Genomic DNA, 13,742 nt, shown 5'->3' on the forward strand with positions numbered 1-13,742 from the left:
GGTGCAACGCACAGATAGACTGATTCGGCTCACGCAAATTTTGCTGGAACGGCCGGGGCACCCTGTGTCACTTGCCCATCTCGCTGAAGCTTGGGGCGTCGCAAAGTCGACGCTCAGCGAAGATGTCGCGAGTATCCGGCGAACTTTGTTGGAGGCTGGCAAAGGCACGGTGGAAACGCTGGTCGGCGTACAAGGGGGCGTCCGCTACCATGCGGATGTGCCCACGGCGGAGCGGGAAGGGTTTCTGGCAGATTTGGCAAAGCGTCTATCCGGTCCGGAGCGCGTGCTTCCTGGTGGGTTTGTCTACATGTCTGACGTGCTTGGCAATCCATACGTGCTCGATGCGGTCGGTCGCATGTTCAGTACCCAGTTTTGGTCAAAGCGGGTCAATGTCGTCGTGACGGTCGAGACCAAAGGGATTACGCTCGCAACCGCCACAGCGCGTCATCTGGACGTGCCCATCGCCATTGTTCGCCGCGATCAACGCGTGACCGAAGGCGCGGCCATCAGTACACATTACGTTTCTGGTTCAAATCGCAGGATTCAGACTATGTCGCTTGGCAAACGGGCGATGCCCGCCGATGCGCGGGCGCTCATTGTCGATGATTTTATGCGCGCAGGCGCGACGGCGCGCGCCGTGGTCGATTTGCTCAAGGAATTTGCAGCGGAAGTGGTTGGCACAGCTGTCTTCATGGCGACGTCACAACCGGCTGAAAAAATGGTCGACAACTACTTCTCGTTGTTGCGTGTCCATGAAGTCAGTGCGCAGGGGGCAGATGTGCAACCCGCGTCATTTGCTGACAATTCATAAAGCGTTGCAAAAAGGCGAAGATCAATGAGAGGGTGTTATGTTCATGCAGATGATTCATACAACAAAGGCGCCTGCGGCAATTGGCCCATATTCACAAGCGGTTGAAGTGGGTCCGTTCCTGTACACGTCTGGTCAAATTCCGCTCACATTGGCAGGCGAAGTGGTGGCTGGCGGCATTGAGGAACAAGTCGCCCAGGTGTTTGCCAATTTGGATGCCATTTTGACTGCGGCGAACGCCGCGCGCAACCAAGTGGTCAAAGCGACCATCTTTATGACTGATCTTCAGGAATTCGGTATTGTCAATGCCGCCTGCGAGTCCTTTTTCGGGGAGCACAAACCGGCGAGATCAACCGTGCAGGTTGCCGCCTTGCCGCGTGGTGTGCGGGTAGAGATTGAGCTGATTGTATATCGGGGATAACGCTTCTTTCTCTATTTGATTGCTGAAGCGCGGCTGGGGTGATCCGTCATTTCAGGGAGATGCAGGTTTTTCGCAAGTCCTTTAGCCGCGTTTTTCGGCAGCAACCGACATGGGAAAGCGAATTTTGAAAAAATTATGAATAAGTGAGAAGGAGAATCACGTACAGTGTGGAACTCTTTCACAGGAGAATCGCCCAAATGGGTAACTAATAGGGTGGTGACACAGGGTGCAAATCACAGATGTTAGGTTGCGCAGGGTGACTTCTGAAGGACGTATGAAAGCGATTGCGTCTATTACGATTGACGGTGAATTTGTCGTTCATGACATTCGCGTCATTGACGGCAACAACGGAATGTTTGTAGCGATGCCAAGCAAAAAGACGCCAGATGGCGAATTTCGCGACATTGCGCATCCAATTTCTTCGATGACAAGACAAAAAATACAGGATGCGGTTCTCCAAGTATACCTTCGCGTCGAAGATTTTGCCGAAGATGAGGAGACCGTAGAAGAGCCGAGTGCTTAAAAACCAGTGATTTTGTTTACCCTGGCTTATGCAGATTCTGTGCAGAGTCGGGGTTTTTTGCGTTATTTCAAGATAGACCGCCATGCGTGACGCGTCACGCGGCGGAATGTAAAAATGTAAAATTGAAATCGTCCATGTCCATCAGGTACACTGAAGGATGGTTATGTTTTGTTTACATGATGATTGGTGAACAGTCACGGAGGAGATTGTATGGGTAGGAGTGCCATTGTCTTGGCTGCGGGTCACGGTTCGCGCATGAAGTCAGCGACACACAAGGCGTTGCATAACGTCTGCGGCAAGCCAATGATTTTACACATTCTCGATACACTGGACAGTATGGAGCTTGACCAAGTGATTGTTGTCGTCGGACAACAGCGAGAGACAGTGACGGAGGCGATAGCGGGCCGCGCGGACATCGCCGTACAAGCGCAGCAGTTAGGCACTGGCGACGCGGTTCGGGCCGCGCTGCCGCAGCTCCGTGATGATACCGAGTCCGTGGTGGTGCTGTATGCTGACGCGCCGCTCATAGAGGCGGATACGCTTTCGCAGCTTTTTGCAACGCGCGCAGCACAAAGTGCGGCGGTGGCCGTCCTGACGGCCAATGTGGCTGATCCGACAGGACTTGGCCGCGTGTTTCTCGATGAAGCAGGCACCGTATCCCGCGTGGTGGAGGAGAAGGATGCCAGCGACAGCGAACGGCAACACCGGCTCATCAATACAGGGATTTACACCTACGCAGCGGATGCTTTACGCGCGTCGGTCGCGCAATTGACGCCTGACAACGCCCAGGGTGAGTATTACTTGACAGACACGTTGGCCATTTTGCGCAGTCAGGGACACAAGGTCGTACAACACGCCATCCTTGATGCGGACGAGATTGCAAGTGTCAATGATCGGGCGCAGTTGGCGCAAGTGGAAAAGCTTTGTCGCGCGCGGATTGCGCAGACGTGGATGAAAAACGGGGTCACCATTGTCGATCCCGATAGCACATACATCGAATCGACGGTTACACTGGCGGCAGATGTCACTTTGCTCCCGGGGACCATCCTGCAAGGAAACACGCAAATTGAATCGTTCGCGCAGATTGGTCCAAATACGCGTTTGAACAATACAACGGTTGGTCAAGGCGCCACTGTGCAGTATGCAGTTGCTGAAGACAGCGAAGTCGGCGAAGCGGCTCAAGTCGGGCCATTCGCCTATTTGCGTCCTGGCACAAAAGTGGGCAAGCGCGTCAAGGTCGGCGATTTTGTCGAAATCAAAAACAGCCATTTGGGCGACGATACGAAAGTCAGTCACTTGGCGTACGTCGGGGACGCTTCCATCGGCGCTGGCGTCAATGTCGGCTGCGGCGTCATCACCGTCAACTATGACGGCGAACAAAAACATCGCACGACGGTAGGCGACAACAGTTTTGTCGGATCCAATGTAAACCTCATCGCGCCCGTCAATATTGGCGAAGGCGTTTATATATGCGCGGGATCGACTGTGACAGACGATGTCGAGGATGACGGTTTTGTCATTGCCCGTCCAAAGCAAATTACCAAGCCAAATTACGTGAAACGATGGAAATTGCGCAAAAAAGGGCAATCATTACGGGAAGGCGAGGATCATCTTGGCCATTGATGGAGATTTAAAAATTGTAACAGGGAATGCGAATCCCGCACTTGCGAATGAAATTGCCGATTATGTTGGTGTAGCTTTGACAGAATGCCAAGTCAGTCGCTTTAAAGACGGCGAAGTCCAAATTACGATTGGCGAGAGTGTGCGTGGCAGCAACGTGTTTATCATTCAGCCCACAAGCGCCCCGGTCAACGAGCACCTGATGGAGCTTTTAATCATGGTGGACGCCTTAAAACGGGCGTCTGCGCGGGCAATCAATGTGGTCATTCCGTATTATGGTTATGCGCGGCAGGAGAGGAAGGCGCGTGCGCGAGATCCCATTACGGCGAAGTTGGTCGCAAACCTGCTCGAAAAAGCAGGGGCCACTCGCGTGATTTGTATGGATTTGCACGCAGCGCAGATTCAGGGTTTTTTTGACATTCCGCTCGATCACCTTATTGGCATGCCGATTCTGGCGGATTATTTCATCGAGAAAGGCATTGAAAACCCAGTTGTCGTTTCACCGGACATGGGTGGCGTCACACGCGCGCGCCAATTCGCTGAACGGTTGGGCGCGCCGCTGGCCATCATCGACAAACGCCGTCCGGCGGTCAATGTGGCCCAAGTGATGAATATCATTGGGGACATCCAGGGGAAAACGGCCATTCTCATCGACGATATGATTGACACCGCAGGCACCATCACGCTGGGCGCCAAAGAGCTGTTGGCGCGGGGGGCCGTGGATGTGTACGCCTGTTGCATTCACCCTGTCCTGTCAGGCGACGGTGTGGACAGGCTGGCGCAGTCGGACATCAAGGAAGTTGTTGTGACCAACACAATTGCTTTGCCGCAAGCCAAACGGATCGACAAAATTCGCGTTCTATCTGTGGCAGAATTGATTGCGGAGGCAATTATCCGCGTGCACACGCAACGTTCCATCAGCCAACTGTTTGATTGATGTAGCGCTATGCGTGATGCGCTCTGTAGTCACCATGAAAATGTGAGTCAAGGGGATGGCGCACGCAAAGCCACCGATTTCATTTCAAAGTAGTGATGTTAAAATGAGCGAAAAGGGAATAGGAATACTGTGAAAGTCATTGTTGGGTTAGGAAATCCTGGGCAAAAATATGCCGCGACCAGGCACAATGTCGGTTTTTGGGTGATTGACGCGCTCGCAGAGGCGGAGCACACACCTGTTTTGCGTGCCAGATTTCAATCTTTGGTCGGTGAGTGCCGTCTTCATGGCGAGCAGGTTTTGCTATTGAAGCCGCAGACCTTTATGAATTTGAGTGGCTTGGCGGTACAAGATGTTGTGCATTATTATAAATTGCAACCAGAGACAGATCTGATTGTGGTTTATGACGACATGGATTTTCAACCTGGACAGGTCAAGCTGCGCGAACGCGGCAGCGCCGGCGGACACAACGGCATGAAATCCATTATCGCGTCTTTAGGGACAGAGGCGTTCTGTCGGGTTCGCATGGGCATTGGCCGCCCGTCACACGCTTCGGAAATTCTGGGCCATGTGCTGGGGACGTTTGTCCCAGAGGATGCCAAAAAGGTGGATGCGGCGGTGAAAGTCGCAACAGACGCCATTTTGTATAGCGTACAGCATGGTTTTGCCAAGGCGATGAACCGATTCAACTAAACCGTTCGTCGTGAAGCGCTTTGAACATTTGCAAAACACGTCCGAAGATGACGTATGCTCGCGTATCTGAACCCCCATACTAGTGACAGACGACGGTCATGAGGTGGGAGATACCGATGCGTTTCGATTATGTGTGTCGATATTGCAAGCAACCTATGGGTACAGTGGAGCATCGTGATTGGACCCTTGCGGATGGGGTGCAGCATCTGGGCTTGCATCATCTGGATGCCGCGCATCAACAAGAGGTCGTTCGTCCCATTCAGGCGGATGCCGTACAGGTGCAGACGGTTTGTGAAGCATGCGAGGAAGCTGTGCAGATGCATCCAGAGTTGCTTGTTGAAGGTCACGTCATACAGTGACATTCTGTCGTTTGAATGGCGGACGGGTCATCATGCCCGTCCGTGCATGCACTGAACACGTGCGTGGCAGGCCTTGGCTTCTTGCTAAGGTCTTTGTGCGTTTGGCACGTGCACTTTTTGAGGAGGGGTAACGTGATCGATCTCGTTCGCCTCACAGCAACGGATGAATCGCTTAAAGCGTTGGCAAAAAATATGGGGCCGCGTCGAAATGACGCGTTAATTACAGGCGTTGCTGGTGCGGCGCGCCAATTGTTCATGGCTGGACTGCAGACCTTGCGCGGGGTCGAAAGCGCGCGGATACCGGAGTCTATGCTCGTCGTGACACATACGGCAAGTCAAGCTCAGACCATCTGGGAGGATTTAAAAGAATTCTTGCCGGATACAGATGTTTTGCTTTTTCCCGAGCGGGAGAATGCGCTGATTGATATCACGGCTGCTTCCTCCGACGTCATATCGGAGCGTCTGAGTATTCTGGAAGCGCTGACCACATCGACCAAGCCGGCCGTCGTTGTGACGACATTGCTTGGCGCTTCGCAGCCACTGACGTCGAAATCACAGTTTGTAGAGCAAGGGGTACGGTTGGTTGTAGGCAAAGAGGCCGCCATCGAAACCATCACTGCGCAAATCGTTCGCGCTGGTTATGAGCGCGTCGATATGGTGGAGACGCGCGGTCAATTTAGCGTGCGCGGCGGCATTTTGGATATATACCCTGTCTCAGCGCTACATCCTTTTCGGGTGGAGTGGTTTGACACAGATGTCGACTCCATTCGCACATTTGATGTGAGCACTCAGCGCTCGCTTGAAAAGTTAGAAGAGGTCGTATTTGGTCCGGCGTCAGATTTGCTTGTGCCACCCGCCGTGGCGGCTGGTGTTGCAACCAAGTTGGAGGCCCATCTCGCTGAGCGCGTGCGAACTTTGACCGATATCGAAATCAGAGATAAATTACAGACGAACATTGGGCAGGACATTCGGAAATTGACCAGTGGTGTGGCCTTTTCCGGTATATCGCGTTATGCGGATTTGTTTTCGCAACATTTAGGCACGCTGTTTGATTTTCTGCCACAGCCGTTCTTTATTTGCCTCGACGAGCCCTCCCGTTTGCAAGAGCGCGCAAAAGCGCTTGAAAAGGAATTTTCCGAATGGGTCTCGGGCGCCCTCATCAGCGGGAGGATGCTCGCTGGAACGGTGAAAACTCCAAACTATGAGCAAATTTTGGCGGATTTGCCGCAACAGAAAGTGCAGTTCTCCACATTTACGCGCGCCACGGCGGGACATCGGTTTTCCGACATCATCAACATCACCTCCAAGAGCATGCAAAACTTCCATGGACAAATGAATGTGCTCAAATCAGAGGTTTCTCGCTGGATGAAGAGCGGGTTGCACGTGGTGTTTGTGGCCGCGACCAAGGAGCGGGCGGATCACTTGGAGCGCGTGCTGGCGGATTATCGCATCGAAGCTGACCGCGCAGAGCAGTATGCGCAGACGAAGGTGCCACAAATCCTGGTCGCCAATTTGTCCAGTGGCTTCGAATTGCCGTTGCATCATTTGGTTGTAGTGGTAGAGACGGAAGTGTTCACGGCCAAGCGGAAACACCGCCGCGCGCGCGCGGACATGTCCGATGCGGAACGCATCAAAAGTTACCAGGAATTGCATGTCGGGGATTATGTGGTGCACGTCAACCACGGCATCGGCAAATATCAGGGCATTCGGACGTTGGACGTGGACGGGCGCCATCAGGATTACTTGTATCTCACGTACGCCGGCAATGACAGTCTCTATGTGCCAGTTCATCAGATTGATCAGATTCAGCGTTACGTCGGTTCCGGCGAAAAAGAGCCAAAGCTGTATCATCTCGGCGGAAGCGAATGGCAGAAAGTCAAAAACCGGGTCAGCAGAACAGTCAAGGACATCGCGGAAGATCTCGTCAAACTGTATGCCAAGCGCGAATCGACCCCTGGTCACGCCTTTGCCGCCGACACGCCTTGGCAGACGGACTTTGAGAACCTTTTTCCGTATGAAGAAACGCCGGATCAACTGCGGGCTATAGCAGACATCAAACGAGATATGGAAAGATCTCGTCCGATGGATCGGCTCTTGTGCGGCGATGTGGGGTATGGCAAGACAGAGGTCGCTGTCCGTGCGGCGTTTAAAGCGGTGATGGACGGCAAACAAGTGGCGGTTCTGGTGCCGACGACCATTTTGGCGCAGCAACACTATGAGACGTTCAAAGAGCGTTTTGCGGGATTTCCAGCGACCATTGACATGTTGAGTCGGTTTCGCACCCGCAAAGAGTCGCAGGCCTGTGTGAAGGGGCTGAAGGACGGCAGCGTCGACATCGTGATCGGCACGCACCGACTGTTGCAGAAATCGATTCAATTCAAGGATATCGGACTCTTGATTGTCGATGAAGAACAGCGCTTTGGCGTCACCCACAAGGAACGGCTCAAACAACTGCGCGCCAATGTGGACTGTCTCACTTTGACGGCGACCCCGATTCCGCGGACCTTGCACATGTCGATGATGGGCGTGCGCGACCTCTCGGTGATTGAGACGCCACCGGAGAATCGCTTTCCTGTGCAGACCTATGTCGTCGAATACAACGAGGGCCTGTTGCGTGAGGCGCTGGAACGGGAACTTGGGCGCGGCGGCCAGGTGTATTTCGTCTACAACCAGGTGCAGAGCATCCATCACATGGCTGAACGCGTCAGTCAGTTGGTGCCAGACGCGCGGATTGCGGTCGCGCACGGGCAGATGGGTGAAGACGAGTTGGAGCGCGTGATGTTGGATTTCCTCGAAGGGGAAATCGATGTGCTGGTGACGACCACCATCATCGAGACCGGGCTCGATATTTCGAATGTCAACACCTTGATCGTCCACGATGCTGATCGGTTTGGGTTGTCACAGCTGTATCAATTGCGTGGGCGCGTGGGACGTTCCAACCGGATTGCCTACGCCTACTTCACGTACCATCGCGATAAGGTATTGAGCGAAGTCGCTGAAAAGCGGCTGTCGGCCATCAAGGAATTTACGGAACTTGGCAGCGGGTTCAAAATCGCCATGCGCGATTTGTCCATCCGCGGCGCAGGCAATTTGCTTGGCGCCGAGCAGCACGGCTTTATCAATTCAGTGGGCTTTGACATGTACAGCGAAATGTTGGCGCAGGCCGTGCGCGAATTGCGCGGCGAACAGGCCGAGCAAGCGGCTGAACCCAACTTGGATTTGCCGGTGGAGGCGTATTTGCCAGACACATATATTTCTGATGCTGCGCAGAAAATCGCCATGTACAAGCGGTTTAAACATGTGAAGACACCGCTGGAGGCCGATGATCTCGAAGAGGAACTGGAAGATCGGTTCGGTGATTTGCCGCGGGAAGTTCGCAACCTGTTGCAGGTGACACGGTTGAAGAGCTTGGCCGCGCGCGCAGGTGTGGATCAAATTTCCACACAAGGCGCGGAAACGGCGGTGCGGTTTGGCCAAGATGTCAATCAATCGCCAGATTACGCCAAATTGCTGTCGATCACGTTGAAATACCAGGGTCAGCCAACTCGTCGCCCGAATGGTCTGTTTTTCGTCTCTTTTCGGACGAAGGGCATGGAGGATGCGGCGCTGCTGGCCAAATTGTGCAACTTTTTGGCCGATTACATCGCGGCAAAAGAGGTGCCAAAAGAAGTCGTTGAGGTCAAGTGAACAAATGGCTTTTGTTGTGTCAGAATGGGCGTAAACACCGCTTTACCCCATCCCTTCGCTCGATTGGTGCATAGAGGAACAATTGGTGTCACATAATACAGTCACGTCAGACATCCGTTGCACCAAACTTCATGAGGGTGAGGGATCATTTCTTGAAAGCAACAGGCATCGTACGGAGAATTGATGACCTCGGTCGCGTAGTTATTCCGAAAGAAATTCGACGCACGCTGCGCATCCGCGAAGGCGATCCCTTGGAGATTTTTGTAGATCGCGACGGAGAGGTCATCTTGAAAAAGTACTCCCCGATTGGCGAGCTAGGGGACTTCGCAAAGGAGTATGCCGATTCGTTGGCCGACTCCACGGGTCATATTGCACTCATTGCTGACCGCGACGTGGTCATTGCGGCGGCTGGGACTTCGAAGAAAGATTTCTTGGAAAAACCAGTCAGCGAAGACGTTGAGCAGGCGATGGAAGAGCGCAAAACCATTGTGAACAGTACAGCTGGTGACTTCTCTGTGATCAAGGATCGAAACGAACACTTTTCCGCACGTGTGATTGCTCCAATTATCGCCGCTGGCGATCCGATTGGCGCTGTCATTCTCACTTCGCGTGAGGACAACGTGAAAATGGGGGATATGGAGCAAAAACTCGCCGAGACAGCTGCTGGCTTCCTAGGACGACAAATGGAGCAGTAACAGCAGCTTGGTCTTATGGATTGATATCTTTCGACCACTTTGCTCCGGACAAGGCCTGTTGGCGGCGACTGACGCCAACAGGCCTTGTTGTGTTGTGGGACGGCCAACGGTGACCATCACGCCGCCGTTTTGCGCGTCGTGCCGCGCCAGTCGTTTCGGTAGCGCGCATTCACTGGACTATCTTCCCTGGTTGTCCCATACATATGGGACAGGGTATGTTTTTGGCAGGGGGGAATGGGCATGTCCGGTTCACGTAGCTTCGTACGGGGTGCGGTGCTGCTCGCTGCGGCTGCGATGTTGTCTAAATTGCTCGGTTCTGTGTACACGATTGTGCTGCAGAATATCATTGGCGATCACGGCATGGGTCTGTTTCAAATGGCTTACCCGATTTACGCCACGTTGTTGGCCATTGCGACGGCGGGGTTTCCTGTCGCCATTTCCAAGTTGGTCGCTGAGGAGTTGGCCAGCGGGGATATTGCAGCTGCGCGCCATGTGCTGCGCGTGTCGGGCTGGCTCTTATCTTTGGGCGGTGTGGCTGCGTTTGTCATTCTCTACTGGTTTGCGCCTGATTGGGCTATTGTCGCGGGAGATCCGGAAAGTGTGACGGCCATCAGGGCCATTGCGCCCGCGCTTTTGATTGTGCCACTGTTGAGCGTTTTTCGCGGTTATTTTCAAGGGTTTCAGTGGATGGATCCGACGGCGTATTCACAAGTCTTGGAACAATTCATTCGCGTTGCGACCATCATTGGCTTGTCGCTTTACTTGGTTCATGCTGGTTTTCCCCAGCGCGTATCCGCTGCCGGGGCAGCGTTCGGCGCGGTGACGGGCGCGCTCACTGGTCTCATCTCCATCTTTTATTTTTGGCGTCGCCGTCACCAGTACTTACCTGAAGTGACCCCGAAGCGACAAACTTCACGCGCTGTCACGCGCAAATTGCTTTACTACGCATTTCCCATCAGCATCGGCGCTTTGGTCGTGCCCTTGATGCACAACGTGGACGTGGTCACGGTCGTCAACTTGCTCAAAGGCAGTGGGGAAAATCAAGATCTGGCGACGACCCAATTTGGTCTGCTGAGCGGGCGGGCGTTTAAATTGATGATGCTGCCGACCACATTGGCCGCGGGCATTGGCGTCGCCGTAATGCCCGCCATTTCGGAGGCGTTTGCCCTTGGACACAGGGGAATATTGTCCGAGCGGATCGACATGTCCATTCGCCTGACCGTGCTGTTTGCTTTGCCCGCCACGGCTGGGCTGCTGTTGGCCGCTTCGCCAATTGACATCGCTTTGTTCACGGACGGGGCGGGCACAGGGGCGATTCAAGTTTTGGCGTTCGCCATTTTGTTCGCCAGTGTCCAGACGACCACATCCGCGTTGTTGCAAGGCGCTGGTTGGATTTATCGTCCAGTGTTTTATCTGTTTATTTCGTGTCTTGTCAAACTGGTGGCCAATTTTCTCTTTGTGCCTCGCTATGGTATTGTTGGTGCTGCACTTTCGACGGACATCAGCTATGTGGTGGCGGCCGCGCTCAATCTGCTGGCGGTGCGGCGGTTGTTTGGCGAACGTTTGGCGCTCGGGCACTGGTTTTTTAAGCCATTGTTGGCCACGACCATCATGTGTGGCGTGGTGTTTGCCCTGGAACGCCAATGGGAGATGCTCGGCGGCGCAGCGTTGGGGCGGCTTGGCGCAGCGTTGGCCACTTGTGTCATGCTTGGCGGCGGTGTATTTATCTATCTGTTTGCTATACTGATAAGTGGAACACTCTCCAACCAAGAACTGGTATCAATACCGCGGATTGGCCCACCTTTGGCCCGTTTGTGCAAACGGTTTGGACTGATGCGTTGAAAGGATTGAAAGATGAATGGCTGTCATCCACATTGTCGGCCTGGGACCGGGAGATAAAACTGGGCTGCCGATGGGTACATATCAACTGCTAAAAAGCGGGTTGCCAGTTGTGCTCCGCACATGTTTTCACCCTGTCGTCGCACAGCTTGAAAGCGAGGGGCTCACCTACACGTCGTTTGATCATCTATACGAAAATGGTGAGGCATTTGAGGAAATCTATGCGGCGATGGCGAATGCGCTCGTCACACAGGCAAAGGCAAACGGTGATCTGATTTACGCTGTGCCTGGGCATCCGCTGGTGGCAGAACAAAGCGTCCAGAACCTGTTGCAAGCCGAGATTCCAGGTGTCGAAGTGAACATCGGCCCAGGCCAAAGCTTTTTGGATGTCACGGCTGCCCGCCTGCGCATTGATCCGATTGACGGATTGCTTTTGCTGGATGGGACAAGTTTGACAGACGCTGCGCTCAATGCTCATGTACATACGCTGATTGCCCAAGTGTATCAAACGTCAATAGCGGCAGAAGTCAAGTTGACGTTGATGGAAGTCTACCCCGACGATTACGAGATTACCGTTTTACGCGCCGTCGCAGTAGAAGGGCAGGAGCGGATTGTGCAAATACCGCTGTACGAGCTGGATCGCCTCGATTGGATAGATCACTTGACGACCGTGTATGTGCCGCCGCTGCAATCGCGCGAGCAGTTGGTCAGGGATCCATGGCAGGCGGTGCAAATCGTGCGCGATTTGCGCGCGCCGGACGGATGCCCGTGGGATCGCGAGCAGACGCATGAGAGCTTGCGCAAATATGTGCTTGAAGAAGCCTATGAGGTCGCTTCTGCCATCGATGAACAAGATTGGGATCACCTCTGCGAGGAATTGGGAGATTTGCTGTTACAAGTGTTGCTACATGCGCAAATTGCGGAAGAGTATGGCGAATTTACCGTTCGTGATGTATTCTCTGAGCTATCGACCAAGTTGATTCGTCGACATCCGCACGTGTTCGCGTCGTCTGTGGCGACAGATGTGACAGATGCCAACGCGCTTTGGGACGCGGTGAAGCGCGCGGAGAAGGAAGAGGAAGCCGAGTCTCCTTCGCTCATGGCTGGCGTGAAGATGGCTGGGCCTGCGCTGATGGTGGCGGCAGACGTGCAAAAAGCGGCGGCAAAGGTCGGATTTGACTTTAAACAAGTAAAAGATGTATTAGAGAAGATAAAAGAGGAAATGAATGAGCTAGAGGCAGAGCTGGCGACGCAACCGCATCAGCGTGCGGTTGAAGAAGAATTGGGTGATTTGCTGTTCTCGTGCGTAAATCTGGCGCGTTTCTTCAAATGTGATGCGGAAGCTTTGTTGATGCAGGCGACCAGGAAATTTACGGCGCGTTTTGAACAGGTGGAAATGCAGGTGAAATCATCAGGTAAAAATTGGGGTGCGTTTACATCCGAAGCGTTGGATGTGCTCTGGAATCAAGCAAAAATCGCGTTAATGCGCAAAAACTAGCAGGAATCTGGCGGGAAAACACGAATTAGATTCCCGACATTCCCACGAAAGGGGTATCTCGCAAGTGAATAAAATGGAATTGATAAACAAAGTGGCTGACAAAACCGGCCTCAAGAAAAAAGATGCTGAAACTGCTGTAAACTGTGTTTTCGACACCATCGAAGAAACGCTGAGCGCTGGTGAAAAAGTGCAAATCATCGGTTTCGGCACATTCGAAACGCGTGCCCGCGCTGCCCGCTCTGGCCGCAATCCACAAACTGGCGAAGTTATCGAAATCCCAGCTTCTACTGTGCCGGCTTTCAAGCCTGGCAACAAGCTGAAGGAGAGCACTCGATAAGTCGTGCGTTTGGACAAGTTTCTCAAAGTGTCTCGGCTCATCAAGCGCCGCACTTTGGCCAAACAAATTTGTGATGCAGGCCGTGTTTCGGTGAACGAACGCACGGCCAAGGCTTCAACCGATGTACAAGTGGGGGACATACTTGCGGTTCGCTATGGTAACAAAACAGTGACCGTAGAGGTTCGAAAACTTGCGGAGCACCCGCGTCGGGATGAGGCTCTTGAGCTATACCACGTCATTTCGACGGTAAGTCGCCAGGATGTTGAAGTCGAATATGTAGATGATGAGGAAGCATAGCATCGGTCCTTATACAGATACAGCGAAACGG

13 protein-coding genes are annotated in these 13,742 nt (G+C 53.4%); all 13 read left to right on the forward strand.

Annotated elements, in window-relative coordinates; all coding sequences use genetic code 11:
- Window position 1 precedes the first annotated feature (1 nt).
- The gene (gene purR / locus ACFSB2_RS02605; protein WP_377941055.1) at window positions 2-811 is read left to right on the forward strand and encodes a pur operon repressor; all 810 of its coding nucleotides are present in this window, start codon (window positions 2-4) and stop codon (window positions 809-811) included.
- 43 nt (window positions 812-854) lie between these two features.
- Entirely contained in the window at window positions 855-1,229 is a 375-nt protein-coding gene (locus tag ACFSB2_RS02610) for a Rid family detoxifying hydrolase (protein ID WP_377941056.1), read from the forward strand.
- Between the two features lie 226 nt (window positions 1,230-1,455).
- Complete coding sequence (gene spoVG, locus ACFSB2_RS02615) at window positions 1,456-1,752, forward strand: septation regulator SpoVG (protein WP_377941057.1); 297 nt, start codon at window positions 1,456-1,458, stop codon at window positions 1,750-1,752.
- 210 nt (window positions 1,753-1,962) lie between these two features.
- The gene (glmU, locus tag ACFSB2_RS02620) at window positions 1,963-3,375 is read left to right on the forward strand and encodes a bifunctional UDP-N-acetylglucosamine diphosphorylase/glucosamine-1-phosphate N-acetyltransferase GlmU (protein ID WP_377941058.1); all 1,413 of its coding nucleotides are present in this window, start codon (window positions 1,963-1,965) and stop codon (window positions 3,373-3,375) included.
- Complete coding sequence (locus tag ACFSB2_RS02625) at window positions 3,365-4,309, forward strand: ribose-phosphate diphosphokinase (protein ID WP_377941059.1); 945 nt, start codon at window positions 3,365-3,367, stop codon at window positions 4,307-4,309. Before glmU ends, ACFSB2_RS02625 begins: the two co-directional genes overlap by 11 nt.
- 129 nt (window positions 4,310-4,438) lie before the next feature.
- On the forward strand, window positions 4,439-4,999 hold the full coding sequence (pth, locus tag ACFSB2_RS02630) for an aminoacyl-tRNA hydrolase (protein WP_377941060.1): 561 nt from the start codon (window positions 4,439-4,441) through the stop codon (window positions 4,997-4,999).
- Window positions 5,000-5,115: 116 nt separating this feature from the next.
- Window positions 5,116-5,358, forward strand: coding sequence for an anti-sigma-F factor Fin (locus ACFSB2_RS02635; protein WP_377941061.1), 243 nt, complete (start codon window positions 5,116-5,118; stop codon window positions 5,356-5,358).
- Between the two features lie 132 nt (window positions 5,359-5,490).
- On the forward strand, window positions 5,491-9,045 hold the full coding sequence (gene mfd, locus ACFSB2_RS02640; RefSeq protein ID WP_377941062.1) for a transcription-repair coupling factor: 3,555 nt from the start codon (window positions 5,491-5,493) through the stop codon (window positions 9,043-9,045).
- Between the two features lie 152 nt (window positions 9,046-9,197).
- Entirely contained in the window at window positions 9,198-9,740 is a 543-nt protein-coding gene (spoVT, locus tag ACFSB2_RS02645; protein WP_377941064.1) for a stage V sporulation protein T, read from the forward strand.
- A 240-nt stretch (window positions 9,741-9,980) separates the two neighbouring features.
- Window positions 9,981-11,582 carry a putative polysaccharide biosynthesis protein gene (locus ACFSB2_RS02650; RefSeq protein ID WP_377941065.1) on the forward strand — a complete coding sequence of 534 codons (1,602 nt, stop codon included), beginning with the start codon at window positions 9,981-9,983 and terminating at the stop codon, window positions 11,580-11,582.
- Window positions 11,583-11,598: 16 nt separating this feature from the next.
- Complete coding sequence (gene yabN / locus ACFSB2_RS02655) at window positions 11,599-13,077, forward strand: bifunctional methyltransferase/pyrophosphohydrolase YabN (protein WP_377941066.1); 1,479 nt, start codon at window positions 11,599-11,601, stop codon at window positions 13,075-13,077.
- A 64-nt stretch (window positions 13,078-13,141) separates the two neighbouring features.
- Window positions 13,142-13,414: an HU family DNA-binding protein gene (locus ACFSB2_RS02660; RefSeq protein ID WP_377941067.1), complete on the forward strand. Its 273-nt coding sequence runs from the start codon at window positions 13,142-13,144 to the stop codon at window positions 13,412-13,414.
- A gap of 3 nt (window positions 13,415-13,417) precedes the next feature.
- Complete coding sequence (locus tag ACFSB2_RS02665; RefSeq protein WP_377941068.1) at window positions 13,418-13,711, forward strand: RNA-binding S4 domain-containing protein; 294 nt, start codon at window positions 13,418-13,420, stop codon at window positions 13,709-13,711.
- The last annotated feature ends 31 nt before the right edge of the window (window positions 13,712-13,742 follow it).

Origin of the sequence: Alicyclobacillus fodiniaquatilis (genome assembly GCF_042678105.1) — a bacterium.
In the GTDB taxonomy this organism is placed as follows: domain Bacteria; phylum Bacillota; class Bacilli; order Alicyclobacillales; family Alicyclobacillaceae; genus Alicyclobacillus; species Alicyclobacillus fodiniaquatilis.